General features: G+C 59.5%; 31 protein-coding genes. 10 read left to right on the top strand and 21 right to left on the bottom strand.

Going from position 1 to position 23,157, the window contains the following annotated elements; all coding sequences use genetic code 11:
- Positions 1–60 precede the first annotated feature (60 nt).
- The 4 genes from HY29_RS10310 to HY29_RS10295 all read right to left on the bottom strand — a co-directional run bounded on the left by HY29_RS10310 (position 61) and on the right by HY29_RS10295 (position 2,490).
- Positions 61–852 (bottom strand): hypothetical protein, encoded by a 792-nt coding sequence (locus HY29_RS10310; protein WP_051601408.1) that lies wholly within the window; start codon positions 850–852, stop codon positions 61–63.
- 14 nt (positions 853–866) lie between these two features.
- Positions 867–1,229 (bottom strand): MmcQ/YjbR family DNA-binding protein, encoded by a 363-nt coding sequence (locus tag HY29_RS10305; protein WP_034796534.1) that lies wholly within the window; start codon positions 1,227–1,229, stop codon positions 867–869.
- Positions 1,226–1,582 carry an ArsC/Spx/MgsR family protein gene (locus HY29_RS10300; protein WP_034796532.1) on the bottom strand — a complete coding sequence of 119 codons (357 nt, stop codon included), beginning with the start codon at positions 1,580–1,582 and terminating at the stop codon, positions 1,226–1,228. Before HY29_RS10300 ends, HY29_RS10305 begins: the two co-directional genes overlap by 4 nt.
- Before the next feature lie 149 nt (positions 1,583–1,731).
- On the bottom strand, positions 1,732–2,490 hold the full coding sequence (locus HY29_RS10295; protein ID WP_034796530.1) for a phosphodiester glycosidase family protein: 759 nt from the start codon (positions 2,488–2,490) through the stop codon (positions 1,732–1,734).
- A gap of 206 nt (positions 2,491–2,696) precedes the next feature.
- Between HY29_RS10295 and HY29_RS19590 the strand changes: the two genes are divergently transcribed.
- Positions 2,697–2,840, top strand: a complete 144-nt coding sequence (locus tag HY29_RS19590) for a hypothetical protein (RefSeq protein ID WP_206741952.1) — start codon at positions 2,697–2,699, stop codon at positions 2,838–2,840.
- Complete coding sequence (locus HY29_RS10290; protein WP_206741951.1) at positions 2,837–3,268, top strand: PadR family transcriptional regulator; 432 nt, start codon at positions 2,837–2,839, stop codon at positions 3,266–3,268. Before HY29_RS19590 ends, HY29_RS10290 begins: the two co-directional genes overlap by 4 nt.
- A 59-nt stretch (positions 3,269–3,327) precedes the next feature.
- On the opposite strand, the gene rlmN is transcribed toward HY29_RS10290, so the two are convergent.
- On the bottom strand, positions 3,328–4,488 hold the full coding sequence (gene rlmN, locus HY29_RS10285) for a dual-specificity RNA methyltransferase RlmN (protein WP_034796526.1): 1,161 nt from the start codon (positions 4,486–4,488) through the stop codon (positions 3,328–3,330).
- Between the two features lie 174 nt (positions 4,489–4,662).
- Here rlmN and HY29_RS10280 point away from each other — a divergent pair, with 174 nt between their 5' ends.
- Positions 4,663–5,313, top strand: coding sequence for a YiaD family glycine zipper/OmpA-like lipoprotein (locus HY29_RS10280; RefSeq protein WP_034796524.1), 651 nt, complete (start codon positions 4,663–4,665; stop codon positions 5,311–5,313).
- Positions 5,314–5,470: 157 nt separating this feature from the next.
- Here HY29_RS10280 and HY29_RS10275 read toward each other — a convergent pair whose 3' ends face one another.
- Positions 5,471–5,992 (bottom strand): invasion associated locus B family protein, encoded by a 522-nt coding sequence (locus HY29_RS10275; protein ID WP_051601406.1) that lies wholly within the window; start codon positions 5,990–5,992, stop codon positions 5,471–5,473.
- Positions 5,993–6,158: 166 nt separating this feature from the next.
- Here HY29_RS10275 and HY29_RS10270 point away from each other — a divergent pair, with 166 nt between their 5' ends.
- Both HY29_RS10270 and HY29_RS18500 read left to right on the top strand, forming a co-directional pair.
- Positions 6,159–6,749 (top strand): sigma-70 family RNA polymerase sigma factor, encoded by a 591-nt coding sequence (locus HY29_RS10270; protein ID WP_241765184.1) that lies wholly within the window; start codon positions 6,159–6,161, stop codon positions 6,747–6,749.
- A gap of 24 nt (positions 6,750–6,773) precedes the next feature.
- Positions 6,774–7,439: a cupin domain-containing protein gene (locus tag HY29_RS18500; RefSeq protein ID WP_051601405.1), complete on the top strand. Its 666-nt coding sequence runs from the start codon at positions 6,774–6,776 to the stop codon at positions 7,437–7,439.
- A gap of 10 nt (positions 7,440–7,449) precedes the next feature.
- On the opposite strand, the gene HY29_RS10260 is transcribed toward HY29_RS18500, so the two are convergent.
- From HY29_RS10260 to HY29_RS10250, 3 genes are read right to left on the bottom strand one after another with little or no spacing between them, the layout of a single operon-like run.
- Positions 7,450–7,974, bottom strand: coding sequence for an RNA methyltransferase (locus tag HY29_RS10260; protein WP_034796520.1), 525 nt, complete (start codon positions 7,972–7,974; stop codon positions 7,450–7,452).
- A complete protein-coding gene (locus HY29_RS10255; RefSeq protein WP_034796518.1) occupies positions 7,974–8,297 on the bottom strand; it encodes a hypothetical protein in 324 nt (107 codons plus the stop codon). The genes HY29_RS10260 and HY29_RS10255 overlap by 1 nt, the downstream gene beginning before the upstream one ends.
- Complete coding sequence (locus HY29_RS10250) at positions 8,294–9,175, bottom strand: isoaspartyl peptidase/L-asparaginase family protein (protein WP_034796516.1); 882 nt, start codon at positions 9,173–9,175, stop codon at positions 8,294–8,296. Before HY29_RS10250 ends, HY29_RS10255 begins: the two co-directional genes overlap by 4 nt.
- 96 nt (positions 9,176–9,271) lie before the next feature.
- Here HY29_RS10250 and HY29_RS10245 point away from each other — a divergent pair, with 96 nt between their 5' ends.
- Both HY29_RS10245 and pip read left to right on the top strand, forming a co-directional pair.
- On the top strand, positions 9,272–10,264 hold the full coding sequence (locus tag HY29_RS10245; RefSeq protein ID WP_034796514.1) for an NADPH:quinone oxidoreductase family protein: 993 nt from the start codon (positions 9,272–9,274) through the stop codon (positions 10,262–10,264).
- Positions 10,265–10,336: 72 nt separating this feature from the next.
- Positions 10,337–11,299, top strand: a complete 963-nt coding sequence (gene pip / locus HY29_RS10240) for a prolyl aminopeptidase (RefSeq protein WP_034796513.1) — start codon at positions 10,337–10,339, stop codon at positions 11,297–11,299.
- 90 nt (positions 11,300–11,389) lie between these two features.
- Here pip and dnaK read toward each other — a convergent pair whose 3' ends face one another.
- Positions 11,390–13,297 (bottom strand): molecular chaperone DnaK, encoded by a 1,908-nt coding sequence (gene dnaK / locus HY29_RS10235; RefSeq protein WP_034796512.1) that lies wholly within the window; start codon positions 13,295–13,297, stop codon positions 11,390–11,392.
- 311 nt (positions 13,298–13,608) lie between these two features.
- Between dnaK and HY29_RS10230 the strand changes: the two genes are divergently transcribed.
- Positions 13,609–13,818: a DUF2061 domain-containing protein gene (locus HY29_RS10230; protein ID WP_034796511.1), complete on the top strand. Its 210-nt coding sequence runs from the start codon at positions 13,609–13,611 to the stop codon at positions 13,816–13,818.
- 131 nt (positions 13,819–13,949) lie between these two features.
- On the top strand, positions 13,950–14,810 hold the full coding sequence (locus HY29_RS10225) for an SMP-30/gluconolactonase/LRE family protein (protein ID WP_051601404.1): 861 nt from the start codon (positions 13,950–13,952) through the stop codon (positions 14,808–14,810).
- A gap of 6 nt (positions 14,811–14,816) precedes the next feature.
- On the opposite strand, the gene HY29_RS10220 is transcribed toward HY29_RS10225, so the two are convergent.
- From HY29_RS10220 to HY29_RS10200, 5 genes are read right to left on the bottom strand one after another with little or no spacing between them, the layout of a single operon-like run.
- Positions 14,817–15,422, bottom strand: a complete 606-nt coding sequence (locus HY29_RS10220) for a nucleotide exchange factor GrpE (RefSeq protein ID WP_034796510.1) — start codon at positions 15,420–15,422, stop codon at positions 14,817–14,819.
- On the bottom strand, positions 15,419–16,513 hold the full coding sequence (gene hrcA / locus HY29_RS10215) for a heat-inducible transcriptional repressor HrcA (protein WP_034796509.1): 1,095 nt from the start codon (positions 16,511–16,513) through the stop codon (positions 15,419–15,421). The genes HY29_RS10220 and hrcA overlap by 4 nt, the downstream gene beginning before the upstream one ends.
- Before the next feature lie 42 nt (positions 16,514–16,555).
- The gene (locus tag HY29_RS18495; protein ID WP_051601403.1) at positions 16,556–17,269 is read right to left on the bottom strand and encodes an SdpI family protein; all 714 of its coding nucleotides are present in this window, start codon (positions 17,267–17,269) and stop codon (positions 16,556–16,558) included.
- On the bottom strand, positions 17,266–17,562 hold the full coding sequence (locus tag HY29_RS10205) for an autorepressor SdpR family transcription factor (protein WP_034796508.1): 297 nt from the start codon (positions 17,560–17,562) through the stop codon (positions 17,266–17,268). Before HY29_RS10205 ends, HY29_RS18495 begins: the two co-directional genes overlap by 4 nt.
- Before the next feature lie 40 nt (positions 17,563–17,602).
- On the bottom strand, positions 17,603–19,273 hold the full coding sequence (locus HY29_RS10200) for a formate--tetrahydrofolate ligase (protein WP_034796507.1): 1,671 nt from the start codon (positions 19,271–19,273) through the stop codon (positions 17,603–17,605).
- A gap of 90 nt (positions 19,274–19,363) precedes the next feature.
- Here HY29_RS10200 and rph point away from each other — a divergent pair, with 90 nt between their 5' ends.
- A complete protein-coding gene (gene rph, locus HY29_RS10195) occupies positions 19,364–20,089 on the top strand; it encodes a ribonuclease PH (protein ID WP_206741950.1) in 726 nt (241 codons plus the stop codon).
- Between the two features lie 4 nt (positions 20,090–20,093).
- Here rph and HY29_RS10190 read toward each other — a convergent pair whose 3' ends face one another.
- The 6 genes from HY29_RS10190 to HY29_RS10165 are packed head-to-tail and all read right to left on the bottom strand — an operon-like array spanning position 20,094 to position 23,093.
- The gene (locus HY29_RS10190) at positions 20,094–20,534 is read right to left on the bottom strand and encodes a group III truncated hemoglobin (RefSeq protein WP_034796505.1); all 441 of its coding nucleotides are present in this window, start codon (positions 20,532–20,534) and stop codon (positions 20,094–20,096) included.
- On the bottom strand, positions 20,531–21,337 hold the full coding sequence (locus HY29_RS10185) for a DODA-type extradiol aromatic ring-opening family dioxygenase (RefSeq protein WP_034796503.1): 807 nt from the start codon (positions 21,335–21,337) through the stop codon (positions 20,531–20,533). Before HY29_RS10185 ends, HY29_RS10190 begins: the two co-directional genes overlap by 4 nt.
- A 56-nt stretch (positions 21,338–21,393) precedes the next feature.
- Entirely contained in the window at positions 21,394–21,888 is a 495-nt protein-coding gene (locus HY29_RS10180) for a CreA family protein (RefSeq protein ID WP_034796502.1), read from the bottom strand.
- Positions 21,889–21,930: 42 nt separating this feature from the next.
- Positions 21,931–22,320 carry a C40 family peptidase gene (locus tag HY29_RS10175; protein WP_034796500.1) on the bottom strand — a complete coding sequence of 130 codons (390 nt, stop codon included), beginning with the start codon at positions 22,318–22,320 and terminating at the stop codon, positions 21,931–21,933.
- Entirely contained in the window at positions 22,321–22,560 is a 240-nt protein-coding gene (locus tag HY29_RS10170; RefSeq protein WP_034796498.1) for a helix-turn-helix domain-containing protein, read from the bottom strand.
- An 11-nt stretch (positions 22,561–22,571) separates the two neighbouring features.
- A complete protein-coding gene (locus HY29_RS10165; RefSeq protein ID WP_051601402.1) occupies positions 22,572–23,093 on the bottom strand; it encodes a DUF2975 domain-containing protein in 522 nt (173 codons plus the stop codon).
- Between the last annotated feature and the right edge of the window lie 64 nt (positions 23,094–23,157).

Genomic DNA, 23,157 nt, shown 5'->3' with positions numbered 1-23,157 from the left:
CTTGCCCATTAGATGGGAGCATGGTCTCCAAAGTAAAGAAGGCGCCAAACAGAATTATCCTCAGGCGGCGGACTTTTTCAATTCAATCCAGAGCTGGTCTGACTGGGCGAGCAGGGTGCCATCCTTGTCGAATAGGGCCGTTGCGGCGCCATGTTTGCGACCATCATGATAGAGGCCCCAGCCGGCCACAATCAGCGGGTCGCCAGCCTTTGGCCGGGCATGGATCTGTCCGGTGATCCGGGCCAGCACCATGGGGTTTTCCTGAAAGCCGACAGCAAATGCGCCAGGGCAGTCGAGCGCGCCCCAGATGATCTCTGGGCGGATGAGCCCGTCTTCATCGGCGAGGTCAGCAGCCGGAGTCCAGGTGTCTGTCACGCCGTCAAAGCCTTCGGTATGGCCCGTAAACAGGCAAAGGCCATCCTCCGTGCGGTCGGGCCCGCAGACGAAACAGGATGGGAAGGCGTGGGAGTCGCGGGAGGGGAAAGCCTCGCGGCCCTGGCTGGCGGTGGCAAAGGAGGGGGCCGGCGGGGGCGGGCCCAGCGGGTCTGCCGGATGGGCCGTCATGACGAGTTGGCCATCTTGCCGGATTTCGAAACTGCCATCTTCCAGCGGGATCACGTCCATTGGGGTTTCCAGTGGCGGCGGCGCGCGCAGGAAAATCTCCGCAGGGCCATCAATCAGGCTGGCCGCGAGACCGGAAGAGACGCCGCCATTGCCGCTTCCGGGCGGTCCGTTGAAGCGGGCGGAAATCGTCAGGTGGCGCTGTGTGTTCTGCATATGGCTCTCCAGTTGCAGACGCTTGCGCCATAGCTGGGCAGCCGCGTCAATGCGACTGGAGCGTCTGCCTGCCATGCAGCGTTTCAGAGCTAAGGCAGCAGGCCGAGTTCCCGCTGGGCCTTTTTGCTGAGGCCTGCGCCGACGAGCCGGTAGGATTCGGCGAGATAATCTTTCAGATCCTGGTCTGAGAGCGTCTCATCCGAAAAGCGCTGGATCCACTTCATGCCGCGTGAGGCAAGATAGGGCGCGCCCTGGCAGCCGGGCTGTTCCTTCAGGATGTGAAAGCTGATCGGGCGGACCTTGAACGTGCAGGCGGCGAGCTGTTTGCCATTTGGTGTGCCCATGGCGAAGACCTTGCCGCCAATCTTCCAGACATGCGACTCCCCCCATTGCACGACATGCGTGGTATGGGGGAGGGAGCCACAATAGGCATTGTAGTCCTCCAGCGTCATGCTTGCAGGGCCTGCTGGGTGCCGCTGTCCCAACCGACCAGAATTTCCGATCCTGTATCGATCACCGGGCGCTTGATCAGGGTCGGGTTGGCCATCAGCACGTTTTTTGCGCCTGAGCCCAGCGCCTCTGATTTCTCATCGTCTGACAGGTTGCGCCAGGTCGTGGAGCGTTTGTTGACCAGCTTTTCCGCGCCAACCGCCTTCAGCCATGCCGGCACGAGACGCTGGAGATCGGCCTCCTCGCGAATGTCTACGAAGGCGGTTTCGCGGTCTGCCGCATCCAGTGCGTTCAGAGCTTTCTTGCAGGTATCGCAATTTTTCAGGCCATAGAGGGTGAGCGGTCCAGCAGACATGCGGCGTGTCCTTTTCGTGTTTTGCATCCTAGAGGCTAAATAGCCCCCATCACGATGGCAACAAGGCCGAGAGGAATTGTGACCAGAACGCCCGCTTGCTAGCGGTCTGTTAGAACCGCTGTGAGTCTGCCATGTCTGAGGCGGCAGGATCAGTCCGGCTTTTGAGGCATTGTGACCCCAATGATGGGGCCCATGTCCAGGCCGGTTTCATTGCGCCCCAGATGCGGCGCGTAGAGCTTTGACACATAGCCATCCAGATAGAGCGCATTCGGCGTGCCAAGTTCATCCCGGAACAGGGTGGCGAAGCTGTAGAAGTTTACCGGCACATCGCTGATCGCGAAATACACCGTCTGGCCATCCGCGCTGACGCCGACCCCGTTGCGGCGCTTGCGGCTGGGGCCGTCTTCATTGAAGCGGGGGTGGAGTTCGCCGTCTATCACCAGCATCGGGCCGGACTGGGTGGCAAAGCGTGCCTGCGGCGCGAGACTTTCATAAGCGAGCGTCTCGGTCACATGCGCCGCGCCGTTGGCATCCACCCAGAACACGCCGTTCGGCAGCATGCCGAAATTTCCGGGCCCCTCACGCGTGACCAGCGCGGCGGTCTGCTCGCCATCCTCTATGTAAAGGCCGACCGGGCGGCGGTCCTGATGGTACATGCCGGCGTTCATCGCGAAGACCAGGGTTTCGCCGGACTCTGCGAGGTGGGATGCCAGCGTGTCGAACTGGCCGAAGAGTTCTGCGTCCGGGCCGGTATGCCAGAGGCGAATATTGCTGCCTGTTTCAAAGGCGCAGACGGTATAGGGCTGGTCGAGATGTATGACAGTCGCGCAGGGCTTTTCTGTTTCCGCGCGGGCGCAGGCCGGTAGCAAGCAGAATGCAGTGAATATGGCGGCGAGACAGAAGCGCATGAGACTATATCTACCCGTGTAGAGACTAAGTGGCCAACAGACTCTTTCACCTAATAGGGGGCAGAGTGCGTGAAATTTTCGATATATCTATACTTGCAATTTCGATATATCGAATTTATATGCAGTTTCAGATATATCGAAAGGAGACATCATGATGTATCAGAAACGATATAAGAAAGACTGCGGCGCCAAATGGGGCTGTGGTGATGAACGACACGACGAGTTTCGGGGAGGCGGATGGCGCATGCGTCGAGGACACGGAAAAGGTCATGGAAGAGGCCGCGGGCCCGGTAGAAGAGGCCAGGGTGCACGGCGCCGAGCGCTGGATCACGGGGATTTGCGCCTGTTGATCCTCAAGCTTGTCTCGGATGAGGCCCGCCACGGCTATGACCTGATACGAGAGATTGAGGCCCGCACGGGGGGCGCTTATGTGCCCAGCCCAGGGGTGATTTATCCTGCCTTGGAAGCTCTCTTGGATCAGGGGCTCGTAGAGGTTCAGCCAGATGGCCAGAAAAGGTCGTTTAGCCTGACAGATGATGGTCGTAATGAAATGGTCGCCGAAGCCGAGGCGCTTGATCGCATCGAGGCACGGCTGGCTGAATTGCAGGATAGCGAGCGACCGGAAGACCCCGAAGATGTGCGCGAGGCCATGTTACGCTTGCGCCACTCCGTGATCCAGTCTCTGCGCGCCAATCACGCAGACGTGGATCGCCGAAAAGCGATTACAGACATCCTCTCCGATGCGCAGGACCGCATCAGCAAGCTGGACGATGTGTAGGTTCGTGGCGGCGTGTTTCAGATAGGCCGAAGGGAAGGGGAGACATGTCTCCCCTTCTTTTATTCTGACTGGGCTTCCAGCGCTTCGCGGCGTTTTTCGGCGGCGGATTTCTTGACGCTTTCGGAGCGCAATTGTCCGCAGGCGGCGAGAATGTCACGCCCGCGCGGTGTGCGGATGGGGGATGCATAGCCCGCCCGGTTCAATACTTCGGCGAAGGATTCAATCGTTGCCCAGTCAGAGCATTCATATGGGCTGCCCGGCCACGGATTGAACGGGATCAGATTGATCTTGGACGGCACGCCCTTCAGCAGGCGGACAAGGTCTCGCGCTTCGGCCAGAGAGTCGTTGACGCCCTTCAGCATCACATATTCAAACGTCACGCGCTTGGAATTGCCAAGGTCCGGATAGGCGCGGATCGCATCGAACAGCATTTGCAGATCGTATTTGCGATTGATCGGTACGATCTCGTTGCGCAGATCATCATTCGTTGCGTGCAGGGAAATGGCGAGGGCAGCATTGGTGCGCTGGCCAAGTTCCGGGATCTTGGGTGCAACGCCCGCCGTGGAGACCGTGATGCGGCGGCGGCCGATGGCCATGCCGTCTCCGTCGGAAATCGTGTCGATCGCCTCGGCCACATTATCCAGATTGTAGAGCGGTTCGCCCATGCCCATGAAGACGATATTCGTCAGCTTGCGGTTCTCGGTCGAGGTTGGCCATTCGCCAAGGCCGTCCCGCGCGATCAGAACCTGCGCAACGATTTCCTGTGCCGTCAGATTGCGGACGAGTTTCTGTGTGCCTGTGTGGCAGAAGGTGCAGTTCAGCGTGCAGCCTACCTGGCTGGATACGCACAGCGCGCCCGCCTTGCCGACATCAGGGATGAAGACGCTTTCGCCTTCGATGCCGGGGCCGAAGCGCGTCAGCCATTTCTGGGTGCCGTCCCGCGAAACCTGATGGTCTGTGATTTCCGGGCGGGTGAGGACGAAAGTCTCCTCCAGCCGGGCACGCAACTCCTTGGCGATGTCCGTCATGCCGGAGAAATCCTGCACGCCGAAATGGTGCATCCAGCGGCGCAGCTGCTTGGCGCGCATGCCGGCTTTCTTGGGCTCAAGGCCAAGTGCCTCCATCTCCGCCTTCAGGGCAGGGAGGGACATGCCGGCGAGAGAGCGGGCTTGCGCAGGCGTCGCATCTGCGCGCCGGGAGAGATCAAGTTCGATTTTCATGTTGCAGCGCCTATAACATGTAGAAAGCTTTCAAGGAATTACCGTCTGCAGGCATGGGTTACGACGAGTTAATGTGGCTGCCTTTGTTTCGCCACGGCAGGAACGGAAACAGCGTTTGCGCGTTATTATCGCGCGCCCAATACTGGGCTGTCCTTTGTCAAAGGAGCTGATGACATGAAACGCCTTTCCTATGCGCTGCTAGCGCTTCCCCTTATTGCCCTTCCGGCCTGTGAAACCGGCCCGAGCCAGCGCGTCCTGACAGGCGCAGGTGTCGGCGCGATCCTCGGCGCAGGTGCTGGTACCTTGGCAGGCGGCGATGACACACGTAACGCGGCTATCGGTGCAGCTGTAGGCGCCATTGCAGGTGCCGGCGTTGGCAAATACATGGACGAGCAAGAGCGCCGTCTGCGTCAGCAGACCGCTGGTACAGGCATTGGCGTTGAGCGCCAGGGCGACCAGATCGCGCTGACCATGCCGTCCAACATCACATTCTCCGTCGATAGCGCGACGATCCAGCCGAACTTCTACGGTCCGCTGAACGAAGTGGCCCAGACGCTGGTCGACTACCCGTCTACTGCTGTGGATATTGTTGGTCATGCCAGCTCTGACGGCCCGGATGACTACAATATGCAGCTGTCCCAGCGCCGCGCTGAATCCGTTCGTACCTATCTGGTGAACCAGGGCGTCACGCCTGTGCGTCTGGCGGCTGTTGGTATGGGTGAGACCCAGCCGATTGCGGATAACTCCACCGCAGCAGGCCGCGCAGCCAACCGCCGCGTGGAAATCATCCTGACGCCTGTCACTCAAGACGGCAATAACTACTAGGCTGACCTGAGATTTCCTTGAGAGTCTCAAACGCGAAATAGATACCGGCGGTGACCTCACCGCCGGTATATTTTTGTTCGGTCGTGCCGCACCCGGCAGGGATGCGCCGGGACATGTAGGGGGGAGGTCGTCGGTCCTTGCCGCGTCCTCTCGCGCTTTAGCGGCACATGGCGGCGGCCTTGTCGATCGCCGCTGCAGACCCGCTGAGAGAGAAATGATAGGCGACTTGTGTGTTGCGCGCTGACACGGCCTCTACACGCAGTTCCGATCCCTTGCGCAGGGCAGAGACGATGCGGGAATCGTCTGAATCGTCTGCAAAGGCTTCGCGGCCGACGCCAAACATCGCCCAAGTGGAGCGGCCAACGCTGGCCTTGGGGGCGAGATCCTCGCGCAGGTCATAGCCGACCTTGAGGCTCGGCTGGTTGCGGGCGCGGCCGGATTTCCAGCTTGTGACATAGAACCAGACTTCGCCATGATCTGCCGCGCGCGGGGCCTTGTCTGTCGCGGGGGTGGCGGCGTAGCAGATGGTTTCGCCATTGGCGGTATCGGTGAAGACGGACCAGTCCTTGTAGCGGCCAATCGCCGTCGGGCTGGCAGAGGCCAGAGGGGCAGCAAGGGCCGCTGCCACAGCAAGACCTATCAGCGTTTTGCGGCTCATCTTCGGCATGTGAATGTCCATTACGTTCCCTTAGTCCGGAGCTTTCGCGAATGATAGTTGGAACAGAGTTAAGGCCAAACTACGACGCGCAGTTTATGCACCCATTCACGACAGGTTTATCTGTTCAAGGTTGCCTTCGGGTGCTGGCCACCTGATACTGTATGAGAGGTAATTTAAGGGACCTTTTGTGAACGACACTGCAACAGGTACCATCTCTCCTGCTGTCAGGGAGCATCATGCTGACTGCATGGCGCGGATTGCTGGCAGCAAATGCCGTGACTCGTTCTCCGAGCTGTTCGATTTTTACGCCCCGCGCCTGAAGAGCTACATGCTGCGCCTGGGCGCAAGCGATATTGAGGCAGAAGACCTGGCGCAGGACGTGATGGTAACGGTCTGGCGCAAGGCCGAACAGTATGATCGCAAGCTGGCCTCGGTCTCTACCTGGGTCTTCCGTGTGGCGCGCAACCGCCGGATCGACAGGCTGCGGCGCGTGACCCGTCCGGACCTGGACGCTGAAGAGCCTATGCTGCGTCCGCCAGAGATCGAGAAACCGGAAGACACGATCAACCGCGTGCAGATAGAGCAGACCGTGCGTGCGGAACTGGAAAAGCTGCCGCCGGACCAATTGCAGTTGTTACAGGCCGCTTTTTATGACGGCATGTCGCATTCCGAAATTGCCGAGGCCTACAATTTACCACTCGGAACGGTAAAATCACGCATACGGCGCGCCTTTGACAGGCTGCGCGGCGTGCTAGATGAGGATACCGCCAATGCATAGACTGACCAGACGAGGAGACATCTGATGCCGACATCTGCTGCATCTGCCTTTGGTGAGCTTTATTCTGCCTATGCGGCCGGACGGCTGGACCCGGCCTTCTCGCTGCTGCTGGAAACGCAGAGCATGCTGCGCCCGCAAGTGCGTCAGGCAATGGCCGTGGGGGAAACGATTTCCGGCCTGATGCTGGAGCGCGACCAGCCAGCTGCCATGTCACGCAATGCGGGGGCGCGCGCCCTGGCGCTGATCGATGAGCTGGAAGCAGGCGGTCTGCCGATGCACGCCGCACCGCACCTGCCGCATGAACCGGAACTTTCCGAATTGCCGGAGCCGCTGCGCGAGCCTGCGCTGACGGCGCATGGTGACAAGGGCTGGCAGACTCTCGCCTCCGGTATCAGACGGCTTGGCCTGGATGTTGGCAGCGAACTGGAAGTGGAACTTTACCGTATTCAGCCCGGGGCCAGAGTGCCGAGGCACTCGCATGGCGGGCAGGAGTTCACATTGGTAGTGTCCGGAGGATTTACAGACGAGACCGGCTCTTACGGCCCCGGAGACATGGCGATCAACGGCCCTGAAGATACTCACCAGCCTGTCGGGGATGCAGACGGCATCTGCTATGCACTGGCCGTGAGGGATTCAGGCCTGAGGTTTACGGGTGTGATGGGGCTGGTGCAGAGGCTGCTGTGGCGGTAGTCCGCCTGCGTCAGGTGCGGTCCCGGCCGGGCACATAATCCGTTCTCTTGCCATCGCCGCCCGTTCCGCCAGGCATGATCGGCCGCGTTGCATAGCCGCCCATGGAGAGGTGGCGATCATACATCACCAATGCGCCAGCAAGGCTGACATTGATGCAGAATTTCGTCGGGATCTTCACGACATGATCGCACTTGGCGATGATTTCGGGCGAGAGATCCCCTTTTTCCGGGCCGAGAATATAGGCCGCCTGCGGAGGATGCCGAAAGGTTGGCAACATGACTGCGTCATCGGTCAGTTCGATGCCGACCATCTGGCAGCCGCGCGGAAGCTGCATCTCGTCTGCATTTTCCCACGGATAATAGGGGACCTGTCCAGCGGTCTTCGATGTGTCTGCCTGATAGGCCGCGCGCAGACGGTGATCTGCATTGATGGAGAACACAAAGCTTGCGCCAAAGGCGTTTGCCGTGCGCATCAGCGCGCCAAGATTCATCGGCTTGGAGATCCGCTCCGAGCCGATTGCAAAATATCCACGCATCAGAATGCCTCCAGTCCAAACCTCAATATCACCAGCAGGGCGATGATGATGGGCAGGGAGAGAACAGACACTTTCCGCGCCAGCCGCAGATGCGAAAGCTGCTGGGGGTAGGTCTGGTTCAGATAGGTCGCGACTTCGGTATGCTCTACCAGTCGGCCTGCATCCGCAACGCCCTGCCGATATTTCAGGTCCGTATACTGTCCGCCGAATTTGTCGGCCAGTCCGCGGCGCAGTGCCGTGGAAATCAGCCAGCGCATCTGCAGGGCCAGCAACAGCGCAAAGCAGGTGAGGCCAAGCAGAATGAAGAGCACAATGGCGGTCACAGGAAGGTTCCTACTTCGAAACGTCCCGCGGAGTCTGCCATGGCGCGCTTCAAACCGGAAGAGTTCCAGAGGGCGGTAATTTCGCCTTCTGCGGAGACGGCGATCATGCCGCCTGACCCGCCGAGATGGCTGACATCATTCAGCGCGCCCTGCACGGCAGCCTCAAGATTGGCGCCGCCATAGCGGATACGTGCAGAGACATCTGCCGCGGCATTGGCGCGAATGAAGAACTCGCCCAGGCCCGTACAGGAAACCGCGCAGCGTTCATCCGCCCAAGTGCCTGCGCCGGGCAGGGGAGTGTCGCCGAGGCGTCCCGGCGTCTTGCCGCTGATCCCGGCGGTGGACGTGGCGGCAGACAGGTCGCCATAGATGTCCAGCGCAACGGCGCCGACCGTGCCGGGCGGATTGGGCTGGTTCAGCATGTCCTGTGTCGTCATTTCGTCGATCGGCTCATAATAGCTGGCCGGGTCTTCGATGATGTCGAGGCCGCTGTCTTTCAGCAGATGGCGGGCGCCATCGGCCACCAGCAATACGTTGGGTGTGTGTTCCATAACGCGGCGGGCGCAGCTGATCGGGTTGCGATAGCCGTGCAGCGCGCCGACGGCGCCAGCCGTGCGGTTGCGGCCATCCATGATGGCGGCGTCCAGTTCATACTTGCCCAGCGTGTTGGGGCTTGCGCCCTTGCCAGCCAGATACAGTCCGGATTCTTCCAGGCCGCGCACCATCATCTCGACCACATCCAGCGCCGGTTCACCGCCATGAAGGCGTTCCATACCATTGCGCAGCAGGGTGCCGAGATGGGCCTCCTGCAGGGAATAATCCTGACCGGGGATCGGCCCGGCGCCGCCATGAAGGGCAAGGGCCCATTTCTTCGACATTTCAGCGTTACTCCGCTACGTCAGGCTTGGACATTTCGTGGCCACACCGCTACCGTCTGCGGGCATAAACAACAAGTCGGGAAGGAAGTTGCAGGCATGAAAGCTGTGCTCTCAAAAGAAGTTGGTGGCCCGGAGGCCCTGGTCATCGAAGATGCGCCCATGCCCGAATGTGGCAAGGGTCAGGTTCTGGTGGAAGTGAAGGCGTGCGGCGTCAATTTTCCGGATTCCCTGATCATTCAGGATCTGTATCAGTTCAAACCGCCGCGTCCGTTCTCACCGGGCGGTGAGATCGCCGGATTCGTTAAGGAAGTTGGCGAAGGCGTCAGCCATGTAAAGCCGGGCGACCGGGTGCTGGCCTCCATCGGCAATGGCGGTATGGCGGAATATGCCGTCGCGGCCCAGCATTCCGTCATGCCCATTCCGGATGACATGCCGTTCGAAGAGGCGGCTGCCTTCATGATGACCTATGGCACCAGCTATTACGCGCTGAAGGATCGGGCCGATCCGAAGCCGGGCGAAAAGCTGCTCGTGCTGGGCGCGGCTGGCGGTGTCGGCATTGCCGCCGTTGAGCTGGGCAAGGCGATGGGTCTGGAAGTGATCGCGGCCTGTTCCACACAGGAAAAGGTGGATTTCTGCCTCTCCAAAGGCGCTGACAAGGGCCTTGTCTATGCGCGCGAACTGGACCGCGATGGCCAGAAAGCCTTTTCCAATGACATCAAAGAAGTCTCCGGTGGCGGCGTGGACATCATCTATGATGCCGTTGGCGGCGCCTATGCCGAGCCTGCCGTACGCGCGATGAACTGGGAAGGGCGCTTCCTTGTGATCGGCTTCCCGGCCGGTATTCCGAAACTGCCGCTGAACCTGACCCTGCTGAAAAGCTGTGATGTGCGCGGCGTGTTCTGGGGCGCGGCTGTGGCGCGGGATCCTGAAGCGCACAAGCAGAATGTTGCGGACCTGTTCAAGCTGTACAGCGAAGGCAAGGTACGCCCACACGTGTCCAACACGTATCCGCTGGAAAAGTCGGCTGATGCCATCCGTGAGCTCATGGATCGCAAGGCCCAGGGCAAGGTCGTCGTCGTTATCGACTAAGCCATCCTGCAATCGGGCTTTCCGGGGGCTGGCTGTCTGCAGTAGACAGGGCCAGCACCCCGGAGAGACCCCATGACTGAACTGCGCACGCTTTACCCTGAAATCGAACCTTTCGAGACAGGCTTCCTCGACACGGGGGACGGCCACCGTATCTATTGGGAACGCGTTGGCACAAAGGGCGCGAAGCCTGCGGTTTTCCTGCATGGCGGCCCAGGCGGCGGATGTTCGGCCAGTCACAGGCGGGTGTTCGATCCCGCGCTTTACGATGTCATCCTGTTTGACCAGCGGGGCTGCGGCCGCTCAACGCCCTTTGCCAGCCTGGACAATAATACGACCTGGCATCTCGTTGCCGACATAGAGCGCCTGCGCGAGATGATGGGCGTGGAGCAATGGCTGGTCTTCGGCGGCTCCTGGGGGTCCACGCTGTCGCTCGCCTATGCCGAGACGCACCCGGACCGCGTCAGCGAACTGGTGTTGCGCGGTATCTTCCTGCTGACCAAGCCGGAGATGAGCTGGTTTTACCAGTTTGGCGTCTCTGAGATGTTTCCCGAGAAATATGAGGCCTTCATTGCGCCGATCCCTGAAGATGAACGCGGGGATTTGCTGAGGGCTTACCACAAGCGCCTGACAGGGGATGACCATGAGGAACAATTGCACTGCGCGAAAACGTGGAGTGTGTGGGAAGGGGAGACCATCACCCTGCTGCCGGAACCCTCAACGTCGGACCAGTTCCATGAGGCCGAGTTCGCGCTCGCTTTCGCGCGGATCGAGACCCATTATTTCATCAATGGTGGCTGGTTTGATGAAGGGCAGTTGCTGCGCGATGCCCACAAGCTGAAGGATATTCCCGGCACCATTGTGCAGGGCCGCTACGACATGCCATGCCCGATGCGTCAGGCCTGGGCGCTGCACAAGGCCTGGCCGAAATCGGAGTTCCACCAGATCGAAGGCGCTGGCCATGCTTATTCCGAGCCGGGCATTCTCGACCAGTTGATCCGCGCAACAGACAAATATGCGGGAAAGCCTGACGCCTGAACTGGCCCGGAACATCGTCGCACACGGCAGAAACAAAAAACCCGCCGGAGCGATCCGGCGGGTTTGTTTTTCAGGTGGCGATAGAGCCGATTACTTCTTGTCGCCGTCGACTTCCTCGAAGTCGGCATCGACGACATCGTCGCCATCAGCTGCAGCGTCAGAGGCCGCATCGGCATGTGCCGTTTCTTCCTGCTGGCTGGCATAGATGGCTTCGCCGAGTTTCATGGCGGCAGACATCAGGGCCTGATGCTTGGCCTGGATATCGGCCAGGTTGTCGCCTTCGCGGGCTTCCTTCAGCTCGGCAATGGCTTTTTCGATTTCGCCTTTGACGTCTTCGGAGACCTTGTCACCATGCTCTTCCAGCTGCTTCTCGGTCTGGTGGACCAGAGCTTCGGCATGGTTCTTGGCTTCGACCATTTCGCGGCGGGCCTTGTCGGCGCCAGCATTGGCTTCGGCGTCTGCCATCATGTTCTTGATGTCGTCTTCCGAGAGGCCGCCATCCGCCTGGATGGTGATGACCTGTTCCTTGCCGGTGGCCTTGTCTTTGGCGGACACGGACACGATGCCGTTGGCGTCGATGTCAAAGGTCACTTCGATCTGCGGCACGCCGCGCGGGGCCGGCGGAATGCCTTCGAGGTTGAACTGGCCGAGCATCTTGTTGTCGGCAGCCATTTCGCGCTCGCCCTGGAAGACCTTGATCGTCACGGCCGGCTGATTGTCGTCAGCGGTCGAGAAGACCTGGGACTTCTTGGTCGGGATCGTCGTGTTGCGGTCGATCAGGCGGGTGAACACGCCGCCCAGAGTCTCGATGCCGAGGGACAGCGGGGTCACGTCCAGAAGGACAACATCTTTCACGTCACCTTGCAGAACGCCGCCCTGAATGGCTGCACCGATGGCAACCACTTCGTCCGGGTTCACACCTTTGTGCGGTTCGCGGCCGAAGAATTTCTTCACGGCTTCCTGCACAGCCGGCATGCGGGTCATGCCGCCAACCAGAACGACTTCATCAATGTCGGATGCAGACTTGCCTGCATCGGCCAGGGCTTTCTTACACGGGTCGATTGTGCGCTTGACGAGGTCTTCGACAAGGCTTTCGAACTTGGCGCGGGTCAGCTTGATGTTGAGGTGTTTCGGGCCCGTTGCGTCAGCTGTGATGAAGGGCAGGTTCACTTCGTACTGGGAAGCGGACGACAGCTCTTTCTTGGCCTTCTCGGCTTCTTCCTTGAGACGCTGGAGAGCCAGCTTGTCTGTCTTCAGGTCGATGCCCTGATCCTTTTTGAATTCCTCTGCGAGGAAGTCGACAATGCGAAGGTCAAAGTCTTCACCGCCGAGGAATGTGTCGCCATTCGTGGACAGCACTTCGAACACACCGTCGCCGATCTCCAGCAGGGAGACGTCGAACGTACCGCCACCAAGGTCATAAACCGCGATGGTCTTGGACTCGTCGCCCTTGTCGAGGCCATAGGCCAGAGCGGCGGCCGTCGGCTCGTTGATGATGCGGAGCACTTCAAGGCCGGCAATCTTGCCAGCGTCTTTCGTGGCCTGACGCTGGGCGTCGTTGAAGTAGGCCGGAACGGTGATGACGGCTTGCGTCACTTCATTGCCAAGATAGGCCTCAGCCGTTTCCTTCATCTTGGTGAGGATGAAGGCAGAAACTTCCTGCGGCGCGTAATCCTTGTCGCGGCCTTTGACCCAGGCGTCGCCTGCCGGGCCTTTGACGATTTCGAACGGGGAGATTTCCTTGTCCTTCTGCGCGGTCGGGTCGTCGAACTGACGGCCGATCAGGCGCTTGATGGCATAGAAGGTGAAATCCGGGTTCGTGACAGCCTGGCGGCGGGCCGGCATGCCGATCAGGCGCTCGCCGCCTTCAGTAAAGGCAACAACGGACGGGGTCGTGCGCTGGCCTTCTGCGTTTTCAATTACCTTGGCCTGCCCGCCTTCCATGACGGCGACACAGGAGTTCGTTGTGCCAAGGTCAATACCAATAATCTTACTCATGTTGCGTCTCTCTTTATCTTCAAGCCGCCACGGGCTGTTTTTTCTGTTGCGGTCTGCTCAGCAGCCCCGGACAGCCAGTGGCTCTTTCCAAGGTTCAAAATGAGGCGGCGAATTGGGAGTTTCATTCCGTTCGCCGGTTCGTCTAGCGATATGGGAAGGCTTTGGCTGGTCTCAAGGGGGGAATATTACGTAGCTGCGTAGGATACGCATTACGTTTGCGATAGGCAGCTTCTATGGCGCGACCTGTAACTATCTATTTGAGATTCATTCTCAAAGTTGCCACATGTAGAGGTCTGAAAGGATTTCCCGACATGCCCCGCCACATTCTCAAGACAATGACCTACAGCCTGATGCACTTGTCCGTTGCCATCACGGTTGCTTTCGCCCTGACCCGCAACTGGCATGCCGCGCTTGCCATCGGGCTGATTGAGCCTGCGGTGCAGACAATTGCCTATACATTCCATGAGCGTGTCTGGGAGCGCTCGCCCAAGGCAGGGACGACACCGCCCGCGGCAGCCTGACAGTTTTTCGGCAGGTGCCCGCATTTTCGCGATATGGCCGGTCTATCGGTGGACGTACCCTGCTATGCACTGCCATAGTGTTGTGATGTGGGGCCATGCCGGGTCCTGAGACATATTCATGGGAGCCATTCATGCTGCGCACATCCATTCCGGTGCTGATGACATTACTGGCGGCGGGCTGCGCTGCGCAAACGCCTGCCGAGGAACAGGCCGATGCAGGGCTTCCTGTTATTGAGCAGACTTACATCTCGCAGGGATTTGAAAATCCGGAAGGGGCCGCCGCTGCCCCGGATGGCGGCTATTTCATCTCCAGCGTTAACGGGCCGGGCACCGAGACAGACGGCAATGGCTATGTCTCCCTGATTTCACCGGAAGGGGAGATGGTGGAGCGCTTTTGGGGCGCCAAGCTGGACGCACCCAAGGGCATGGCTGTACTGGGCGATACGCTTTACGTCGCAGACATAGACAAGATTGCGATGCTGGATCTGGAGACAGGCGATCCTGTCGGATCTATCCCGATTGAGGGGGCGGTCTTCCTGAATGACATGACGGCTTGGGGGGATGCTGTTTACGTCTCTGACTCTGGCACCGCGACGATTTACAAGATTTCAGACGGCACACCGGACGTCTGGCTTCAGGATGAAGCCCTTCTGGGCGGCGTGAACGGTCTTCTGGCAGATGGCGACCGCATGCTGATCGCTACGATGGGAACAGGCACCCTGTTCAGTGCGGCGCCGGATGGTACACTGACCGAGATCGCGACGGGTATGGAGAATGCTGACGGCATCGGGTTGGTGCCGGGTGGCGGGTATCTTGTCTCATCCTGGCCGGGTCAGATCCACTATGTCGCCGAGGACGGGGCTGTGAGCACGCTGTATGATGTCGAGGCGGAAGAGGGCCCGACACAGAATGATCTGACGGTCATTGGCGATACCGTGATCGTGCCTAACATGCGGCAGAACACGGTAACGCTATGGAAGGTAAGCCCTTAAGGCCGATCAGTTTGCGACGCCGGCGCTGACGGCGACCATGGCGGCGCGCAGGGTGCGGTCGCCAATCTTCCAGCCGGGCTGGAAGCAGGAGGCAATAGTGCCGTTTGGCTGGTCTGACGGGATGTTCGCCACAGCCTGATGCTGGTTCGGGTCAAACGAATCGCCTGGCTCGGCTGCAATCGCGGTTACGCCATGACGCGCGAGCGCTGTGTGCAGCTCCTTCTGCGTCATCTCGATGCCTTCGAACAGGTTGCGGCCAGGCTCTGACAGGGCGTTGCGATCTTCTTCTGACAGGGCAGACAGGGCGCGGCCCAGATTGTCGGAGACGCTCAGCAGGTCACCGGCAAACTTTTCGATGGCATAGATGCGGGCATCGGTGACCTGGCGCTCAGCGCGCTTGCGGGTATTTTCGAGGTCGGCCAGCGTGCGCAGCAATTGCTCGCGCATTTCTTCCTTTTCGATCTCCAGCTTCTGCATGGCCTCTTCCGGGGACAGCTCTGCCTGATCCTTCGGGGCAGATTTCAGGATATCATCCGCAGCCGCCTTCAGATCTGCCGGCGAGGCATTGGGATCAATGTCAGCGGTTTCGCTGTTCTTGGACTCGTCGCTCATCCTTTTGCATCCTTTTTGCGGCGGGCAGTGAGGATTTCCCCCACCACTTTCGCCGTATAATCCACCATGGGTATCACGCGGGCATAGTTCAGCCGGGTGGGGCCAATTACGCCAAGCGCGCCGATAACCTGTTTTCCGCCTCCCATATAGGGAGCCACAATCACACTTGAACCCGATAGCGGGAAAAGCTGGTTTTCCGACCCGATAAACAGTCGCACGCCATCGGCTTCGCGGGTTGTATCGAGGATATCGAGAAGACTTTGCTGGCGTTCAAGTTCGTTGAACAGCTGGCGGACGCGGTCCAGGTCTTCTGCGGCCTGGGCATCTTCCAGCAGATTGGCACGGCCCCGCACGATCAGCGACCTGCCGCGGCCGGGGGATTCGCCTCCCCACTGGGCCAGTCCCTGCTCAACCAGAGAAGAGGCGGCCTGGTCCAGCGCGGCGCGGTGGGTGCGAAGCTCTTCGCGGATCGCATTTGTGACTTCCGATAGAGTGCGGCCACGCACGCGGGTTGAGAGGTAGTTGCCAGCTTCCATCAGGGTCGTGATGGGCAGGCCTTCGGGAATGTCGATGATGCGGTTCTCAACATCACCATCTTCGGTGACGAGCACGCAGATTGCTTCCTTGCCGCCAAGGGGCACAAATTCGGCATGGCGCACAATGGCATCGCGTGTGGGGGATGAGACCAGACCCGCGCCGCCCGTCAGGCCGGAGAGAATACCGGATGCTTCGCCCATGACGGCCTCTATGTCCGTCCCGGCGGATTTCAGGCGGTCATCGATTTCCTGACGATCGGCGCGCGTGGGTTCGCCAATTTCCAGAAAGCCGTCCACGAATAGGCGCAGCCCGGTATGGGTCGGCGCGCGACCGGCTGAGATGTGCGGGGATTCCAGCAGGCCAAGATCCGTCAGATCTGCCATCACATTGCGGATGGAGGCCGGGGAGAGGGCAATGCCGCTTTTGGAGAGGGTGCGCGAGCCAACCGGTTCCCCGGTTGCCAGATAGCCTTCAACGATTTCCCGAAAGATATCACGTGAGCGCTGGTCAAGGCGCTGCATCAGGGATGTCGTGTCGAGGGGTTTGTGGATCATGTCCTCTTGATTAGGCGCGGCGGGGGCCGGGTTCAATGGGTGTTAGACAATGTAGCCCGAGCCCTCGTCGCGATCTGTCGCGGTACGCCAGACAAACCAGGAATAGATGACGCTGATCAGGGCCGCGCCAATTACCAGTATCGACAATTGCAGGGCCAGCCAGATGCCATGGAAGACGAAGGCGCCGATCATACCCAGTATGCCCGCCACCATGAACAGGCGCCCGGCCAGGCGGTGGGTTTTCTCCCATGTCATGTCAGAGGACAATGTCCATGGCGTGCGGATACCCATCATGAAGGTGGAGCGTGTTTTGGGCAGATAGTTACCGATCAGAATAAACAGGGCGCCGCAGGCGGCGATGATCCAGCGGATCATGTCTGGAGAGTCTGAGGCTGGTGTTCCGGCCTGGGTCATCATGAAGGCAATGCCGCCATGAATGCCAGTCAGCACGATCATCGCGCCAATCCACGAGATCAGATAGGCCTTGCGGCTGGAGTTCAAATTCGCCTGACGGGGATCAACGCTGGCGGCGATCGCCATGCATGCTGCCACGAAGGCCGAAATAGCGGGCATCATCCACAGCATGAAAGTTGCCTTTTCGCGGTCAGCGAAGCTGTCAGGCTTGCCGTCCGGGCCCCAGTGGACCGGTATCTGGGCGTTGTCCGGTAAGTTGGCTGATGCCACCAGGCTGATACAGCAGGCGATCAGTATGGCCCCGGCGGACCAGGCAAGACCTGTTTTGACAAAGGGTTTCATTCTGCAGCCTCCTTGAGATCATCATCGCCATTGTCCTTGCCCATCAGGCTGAGCAGGGCCGAGGCGGTGTCTTCAAGCACGCTGGTATTCACGCGGTAGAGGATCTGGTTGCCCTGACGCTCGGCTGTGACCAGCTCCGCGTCTTTCAGGACAGCCAAATGCCGGCTCATTGTGGGCCAGCTTGAGTCAAATTCTGCCGCCAGATCCCCCGCCAGGTGCGGACCCTTGCGTAGAAGCGCAAGGATTTGCCGACGTGCAGGATGGGCCAGAGCTTTGAAGACACTGTTTTGCATAAATGCTAATTAGCTTTTTTGCTAAACAGAGTCAATCGTCTCAGGAAAGCCCTTCAATCTGGCCCGTGGAATTGAGGTAGATGCTCTCAGCCGATGGGCGGCGCGGAAGGCCCGGCATGGTGACGATCTCCCCGCAGATACCGACAATAAAGCCCGCGCCAGCCGACAGGCGGACATCGCGTAATTGCAGGACATGGCCGTCCGGGGCGCCGAACAGCTTGGCATCGCTGGAGAAGCTGTACTGCGTCTTGGCCATACAGACCGGAAAATCGCCATACCCTTCCAGCTCCCAGCGCTTCAATTGGTCCCGCACGGATTTTGGCGCGTCGACCCGGCTCGCCCGGTACACGCGCTTGGCAATTGTCTCGATCTTTTCGAACAGGGGCATATCGGACGGATAGAGCGGGCGAAACTCCGTTGGCGTCGTTTCGATCAATTGGGTCACCTTACGCGCCAGGTCTTCGGCGCCGTGGCCGCCCTCTGCCCAGTGGGTGCACAGCGCGACAGGCACGCCCATCTTTTCGCAGAAGGCTTCCACCGCGGCGATTTCGCCTGATGTGTCGGACGTAAAGCGATTGATGGCGACAACAACTGGCACACCAAACTCCCGCATGTTCTCGATATGGCGGCCCAGATTGGCGAGACCTTTTTCCAGGGCGTCATAACTGACAGAGCCAACATCATCCTTTGCGATCCCGCCATGCATCTTCAGGGCGCGGACGGTCGCGACAAGAACGGCAGCATTTGGTGTCAGGCCAGCCTGACGACATTTGATGTTGAAGAATTTCTCTGCGCCAAGATCTGCGCCAAAGCCTGCTTCTGTAACGACATAGTCTGCCATCTTCAGTGCTGCGCGTGTTGCAATCACAGAGCTGCAGCCATGAGCGATATTGGCGAACGGGCCGCCATGCACCAGCGCCGGATTGCCTTCCAGCGTCTGCACAAGGTTTGGCAACATGGCGTCTTTCAGCAGCGCCATCATGGCACCGACTGCGTTCATGTCCTTTGCCGTCACCGGGCTGCGGCCCCGGCGGTAGCCGATCACCATACGCTCCAGACGGTCCTGCATATCCTGCATGTCGCGAGCGAGGCAGAGGATGGCCATGATTTCCGACGCGACCGTAATGTCGAACCCGGTCTCTATGGGCGTGCCATTCTTCGTGCCGCCCAGCCCGGTCACGATGTTGCGCAGATTGCGGTCATTCATGTCCAGCACGCGCCGCCAGCTGATCCGTGTCGGGTCAATGCCGCTGTCGCCGCCCCAATGAATGTGATTGTCGATCATGGCCGACAACAGATTGTGGGCAGAGGTGATGGCGTGGAAGTCACCTGTGAAGTGAAGATTGATATCTTCCATCGGGACAATTTGGGACTGGCCGCCGCCGGTCGCGCCCCCCTTCATGCCAAAGCAGGGGCCAAGGGATGGCTCGCGCAGGCTGAGCAGGGTCTTGTTGCCGATCCGGTTCATCGCATCTGCCAGGCCGATACTCGTCGTAGTCTTGCCTTCGCCTGCCGGCGTTGGGTTGATGGCCGTGACGAGGATCAGCTTGCCATCCGCCTTGGCACGCAGGCTGGTCAAATGATGGGCGGCGATTTTCGCCTTGTCGTGACCATAGGGGATCACATCCTGCGGTGCGATCTGCAAAGTCTCGGCAACGTCCATGATCGGGCGCTTCTTCGCGCTTCTGGCGATCTCGATATCGGTCGGCATGTAATCCCCGGTTTTTGTTCTTCCCTGACCCCGGTGTAGACAGACGCGCCAAAACCCGCAATCAGGCAGGGCAGAAGAGAGGACAACCTTATGAGTACGCTTATCCGTCCATCCGGGCGCCCGTTTGACCAGCTACGCGAGATTACGCTGGAAACCAATGTCACCCGTTATGCGGAAGGGTCATGCCTTGCGAAGTTCGGAAATACGCATGTGCTGTGCACGGCCAGCTGGGAGAAGGGTGTTCCGCCATGGCTGAAGGGCCAGGGCAAGGGCTGGGTGACCGGTGAGTACGGTATGCTTCCGCGTGCGACCCATACACGGGGACGCCGGGAAGCCGCCGCTGGCAAGCAGTCTGGCCGTACGCAGGAAATCCAGCGCCTGATCGGTCGCTCCCTTCGCTCGGTCTGTGACCTGCAGGCGCTTGGCGAGAACCAGATCACGATCGACTGTGATGTGCTGCAGGCCGATGGCGGCACGCGCACAGCCTCTATTACGGGTGGCTATGTGGCGCTTGCCATGGCTTGCCGGTATCTGAAGGCAGAGGGCGTTATCTCCGCAAACCCGATCCAGAAGCAGGCGGCGGCCATTTCCGTCGGCATCTATCAGGACCATCCGGTACTGGACGTCGATTATCCGGAAGATTCCCGCGGCGAAGCTGACATGAATGTCGTGATGAGCTCTGATGGCGGGTTCATCGAAGTGCAGGGCACGGGTGAAGAGCGCCCGATCACGCGCTCGGAACTGGATGAAATGCTGCGTCTGGCTGAAAAAGGCTGCACTGAGCTGTTCGAGGCTCAACGCAAGGCGCTCGGCTAGGCCTTCAGCTGGTTGGCAGGTTCTGAAGCTCGAACATGCCGAACTGGAAGTTCTGGGCAATGCGGTCGGCACGCTCCATGAAGTAGTCGACCGTTTCCGGATTCTCCGAAATGTCCTCCAGCGTCAGCCGGAACAGGGCGAGCCAGATATTGAAGTGGGCGGGTGTGACACCCGTCAGCTTCATATGCGCGGGGAAGGGTTTGCCGGAATAGCGGCCTGTACTCATCGCGACCGATGACCAGAAATCTTTCATCTTGGCGAGGTGGGGGTCCCAATCATCCTTGATCTTTGCCGCGAAGATCGGGCCCAGCATGGGGTGGGCCCGGACACGCGCATAGAAGCTGTCGACCAGATTTGAGACAAAGGCCTCATCTATTCCGAGCCGCGCGGCATGTTCCTGGATTTCACGGCGGCGGTCTTCAGCGGATCGAACTCTATAGGTCATGCGGCCTGCACATGAGCGCCGAAGGCGAAGGCGTCCATACGCAAAACCCCATAAGTGGTGCTTTTGTGCAGTAATTGGCGCGGACCTTCACATCCGGCGCCGAGTGCAACAAATAGCGGCAGGATGTGCTCCGGGGTCGGGTGATTGGTCAGGCCATGCGGCCCCATTTCCAGTGCGTTCAGCACGGCAGTATCGTCTCCGGCCAGAGTTTTTTCATCCACCCAATCTGCAAATGTGCTGACCCAGTCCGGTACCGGGCTCTCCAGTTCGAACGGTGTGGTGAACAAGGCGCGCAGATTATGTGTCAGCGCCCCTGAGCCGATGATGAGCACACCTTCATCCCGGTAAGAGGCGAGCGCCTTGCCGAGCCGGTAATGCCATTCCGGGGTCTGGTTCATGCTGATGGAAAGCTGCAGAACGGGAATATCTGCCTTTGGGTAGATCAGTTGCAAGGGCACCCAGGCGCCATGATCCAGGCCACGTGTCGGGTGGACATGCGCCTCAAACCCCGTGCGGATCAGGGTCTGCCGTATGGCCTCGGCAAGAGCAGGGGAGCCGGCCACCTCGTATTGTTGGGCGTGGAGTTCCTCAGGGAAGCCATGAAAGTCATGAAGGGTCTCAGGGTAGGCCGCGCCAGTCAGGACCGGCACGGGGGCGTTAAAGTGCGCAGAGACAATCAGAATAGCTTTTGGCCGTGGCAATTCATGGCCAAGGCCCAGCAGGAAATCTCGCGCAGGCGCATCGTCCTGGCCCAGAGTGGGGGAGCCGTGGGAAATGAAGAGGGAAGGCAGGTTGTGTGTCATGAGGCCTAGATGCGTAGTGGCGCAGAGCCACACAATTCACATCTACGGCATATGACCTATTCGCGAGCCGCAGGCTTCCGGTTCTGCCAGATGACATCCTGCCCATAGAGCGGCACAGTGGACAGGCTCATCTTGGCTGAGCCATCTACAATCTTGCGGCTGTAGGAGACATACATCAGGCTGTCAGTGTCAGCATCATAGATGCGGCGCACGGCCAGCTGTTTGAAGATGAGGCTCTGGTTCTGGTCGAAGACTTCTTCACCTGATTTGTCGAGATCAATGCGTCCTATACGGATTGGACCCGATTGAAGGCAGGAGATTGAGGAATTGGAGGGGTTCTCGAACCAGTTGCCCTTGCCGATCCGGTCCCAAACGCCACGATCGAAATAGGAAAGGTGGCACACAACACCCTCGATCTTCGGATCCTGCAACTGCTTGATCTTGATCTCATTGCCCAGCCAGTCATTCTTGAACTCGCCAACTTCCTTGCCATTGCCACAGGCAGTCAGGGGGATGAGGGCGAGCAGCAGGCAGGCAGTGATGTGTTTCATGCTGATAAGTACGCGAGGCTGCGGGCCTCGTTCCCAAACGCGCTAATAATAGCGGCGTTTATTGCTGGAGAGCATATCGCCAATGGCGCGCACGGTTGCAGCGCCGATTTGCATCGGGGTTGGCTTGCGGCGATGGGCGTGACGTACAAGGTGTCCGCAATTGGAGCCAAAGAGATCATAATCATGGCCGATGCGTCGGCGTGCGCGGTGTTCCACCAGATGCGCATCCAGACCGCTGTAGCGGCCGTGTCGCCGGATGGATTGCCCGGCTGAGAACTCTTCCAGGCTCTGCTCGATAACACCATCATGCTTGCGAGAGTTCGAGATGACCGTCCCGCGCGTGGTTACGACGCCATAATGGGACAGGACGACACCGAAGCGGATCGAGACCACATCGCCAGCTTCATAAATGGTGCGCCGATGTCGTATCATCTACTCGGCCGCCACCTGTTCATGGTCCGCCGTGTCCTCCTCATCGAAGATCAGCAGGTCTCCGGGTTGGCATTCCAGCTCCCGGCACAGGGCTTCCAGTGTCGAGAAGCGGACGGCCTTGGCCTTGCCGGTTTTCAGGATGGACAGATTGGCCAGTGTCACACCGACACGCTCCGACAGCTCTGTCAGGGACATGCGGCGATCCAGAAGCACTCGGTCGAGGGTCACGCGAATTGACATATCCTGTGCTCCTATATGGTCATTTTTTCTTCGTCGCGCAGGCGGGTGCCTTCGCGGAAGACTTGCGACAGGATGAATAGGGCGGCAACGGACGCCCAGGCGATGAGGTCAAAAGAAAGTTCAATACGTGTTCCTTTCACCATAAGCCCGATGATCACGGCAATCGCGTAGCGCATGAGCTGGGTCACGGCGATGGCGATTGCGATACGGGTCAGGCGTACAGCGTTGTCCGGTACGAACGGATCACCGGCGGCAAGAGTTGCAAGAATTTTCCTGAGCTCCATGCAGACAAAGACAACGGCTGCCACCACAACAATCGCGCCGACCAGGCCCGCGCTCAGCTCGGGCACAGTGATCGCATGATTATCGACTGTAACGGAGCCAATACTGATCGGGTTGCCGGAAAGAATTGAGATCAATTCCACGCTTCCTGCAAGAATGACGATTGCGCCGATCAGCGCAGTCATCCACATGACAATCGTGACGAGCACGGTCATGATAGCAGCCATGGAATTCCCTGCATTTGTACTCATACGTTGTCTCTTCACCGTTGGGCGCTGATGTTTTGGGACCATCTGACTTTATCGCTAAAGACAT

The sequence above is a fragment of the Hyphomonas beringensis genome (assembly GCF_000682755.1).
GTDB lineage: Bacteria > Pseudomonadota > Alphaproteobacteria > Caulobacterales > Hyphomonadaceae > Hyphomonas > Hyphomonas beringensis.
This window is presented reverse-complemented; position numbering and strand designations above follow the sequence as displayed.

Bases quoted from the DNA above. Each gene is read 5' to 3' on its own strand.
- HY29_RS10260 (WP_034796520.1), bottom strand. From the start codon at position 7,974: ATGCGTGGATATTTTGCAATCGGCTCGGAGCGGATCTCCAAGCCGATG.
- HY29_RS10185 (WP_034796503.1), bottom strand. From the start codon at position 21,337: ATGACACACAACCTGCCTTCCCTCTTCATTTCCCACGGCTCCCCCACT.
- HY29_RS10220 (WP_034796510.1), bottom strand. From the start codon at position 15,422: ATGAGCGACGAGTCCAAGAACAGCGAAACCGCTGACATTGATCCCAAT.
- HY29_RS10190 (WP_034796505.1), bottom strand. From the start codon at position 20,534: ATGACCTATAGAGTTCGATCCGCTGAAGACCGCCGCCGTGAAATCCAG.
- HY29_RS10230 (WP_034796511.1), top strand. From the start codon at position 13,609: ATGCCCCGCCACATTCTCAAGACAATGACCTACAGCCTGATGCACTTG.
- HY29_RS10250 (WP_034796516.1), bottom strand. From the start codon at position 9,175: ATGTCGAAGAAATGGGCCCTTGCCCTTCATGGCGGCGCCGGGCCGATC.
- HY29_RS10225 (WP_051601404.1), top strand. From the start codon at position 13,950: ATGCTGCGCACATCCATTCCGGTGCTGATGACATTACTGGCGGCGGGC.
- HY29_RS10275 (WP_051601406.1), bottom strand. From the start codon at position 5,992: ATGGACATTCACATGCCGAAGATGAGCCGCAAAACGCTGATAGGTCTT.
- HY29_RS19590 (WP_206741952.1), top strand. From the start codon at position 2,697: ATGAACGACACGACGAGTTTCGGGGAGGCGGATGGCGCATGCGTCGAG.
- HY29_RS10245 (WP_034796514.1), top strand. From the start codon at position 9,272: ATGAAAGCTGTGCTCTCAAAAGAAGTTGGTGGCCCGGAGGCCCTGGTC.
- rph (WP_206741950.1), top strand. From the start codon at position 19,364: ATGAGTACGCTTATCCGTCCATCCGGGCGCCCGTTTGACCAGCTACGC.
- HY29_RS10300 (WP_034796532.1), bottom strand. From the start codon at position 1,582: ATGTCTGCTGGACCGCTCACCCTCTATGGCCTGAAAAATTGCGATACC.
- HY29_RS10165 (WP_051601402.1), bottom strand. From the start codon at position 23,093: ATGAGTACAAATGCAGGGAATTCCATGGCTGCTATCATGACCGTGCTC.
- HY29_RS10200 (WP_034796507.1), bottom strand. From the start codon at position 19,273: ATGCCGACCGATATCGAGATCGCCAGAAGCGCGAAGAAGCGCCCGATC.
- HY29_RS10280 (WP_034796524.1), top strand. From the start codon at position 4,663: ATGAAACGCCTTTCCTATGCGCTGCTAGCGCTTCCCCTTATTGCCCTT.
- dnaK (WP_034796512.1), bottom strand. From the start codon at position 13,297: ATGAGTAAGATTATTGGTATTGACCTTGGCACAACGAACTCCTGTGTC.
- HY29_RS10205 (WP_034796508.1), bottom strand. From the start codon at position 17,562: ATGCAAAACAGTGTCTTCAAAGCTCTGGCCCATCCTGCACGTCGGCAA.
- HY29_RS10295 (WP_034796530.1), bottom strand. From the start codon at position 2,490: ATGCGCTTCTGTCTCGCCGCCATATTCACTGCATTCTGCTTGCTACCG.
- HY29_RS10305 (WP_034796534.1), bottom strand. From the start codon at position 1,229: ATGACGCTGGAGGACTACAATGCCTATTGTGGCTCCCTCCCCCATACC.
- HY29_RS10310 (WP_051601408.1), bottom strand. From the start codon at position 852: ATGGCAGGCAGACGCTCCAGTCGCATTGACGCGGCTGCCCAGCTATGG.
- pip (WP_034796513.1), top strand. From the start codon at position 10,337: ATGACTGAACTGCGCACGCTTTACCCTGAAATCGAACCTTTCGAGACA.
- HY29_RS18500 (WP_051601405.1), top strand. From the start codon at position 6,774: ATGCCGACATCTGCTGCATCTGCCTTTGGTGAGCTTTATTCTGCCTAT.
- hrcA (WP_034796509.1), bottom strand. From the start codon at position 16,513: ATGATCCACAAACCCCTCGACACGACATCCCTGATGCAGCGCCTTGAC.
- HY29_RS10175 (WP_034796500.1), bottom strand. From the start codon at position 22,320: ATGATACGACATCGGCGCACCATTTATGAAGCTGGCGATGTGGTCTCG.
- HY29_RS10170 (WP_034796498.1), bottom strand. From the start codon at position 22,560: ATGTCAATTCGCGTGACCCTCGACCGAGTGCTTCTGGATCGCCGCATG.
- HY29_RS18495 (WP_051601403.1), bottom strand. From the start codon at position 17,269: ATGAAACCCTTTGTCAAAACAGGTCTTGCCTGGTCCGCCGGGGCCATA.
- HY29_RS10180 (WP_034796502.1), bottom strand. From the start codon at position 21,888: ATGAAACACATCACTGCCTGCCTGCTGCTCGCCCTCATCCCCCTGACT.
- rlmN (WP_034796526.1), bottom strand. From the start codon at position 4,488: ATGAAAATCGAACTTGATCTCTCCCGGCGCGCAGATGCGACGCCTGCG.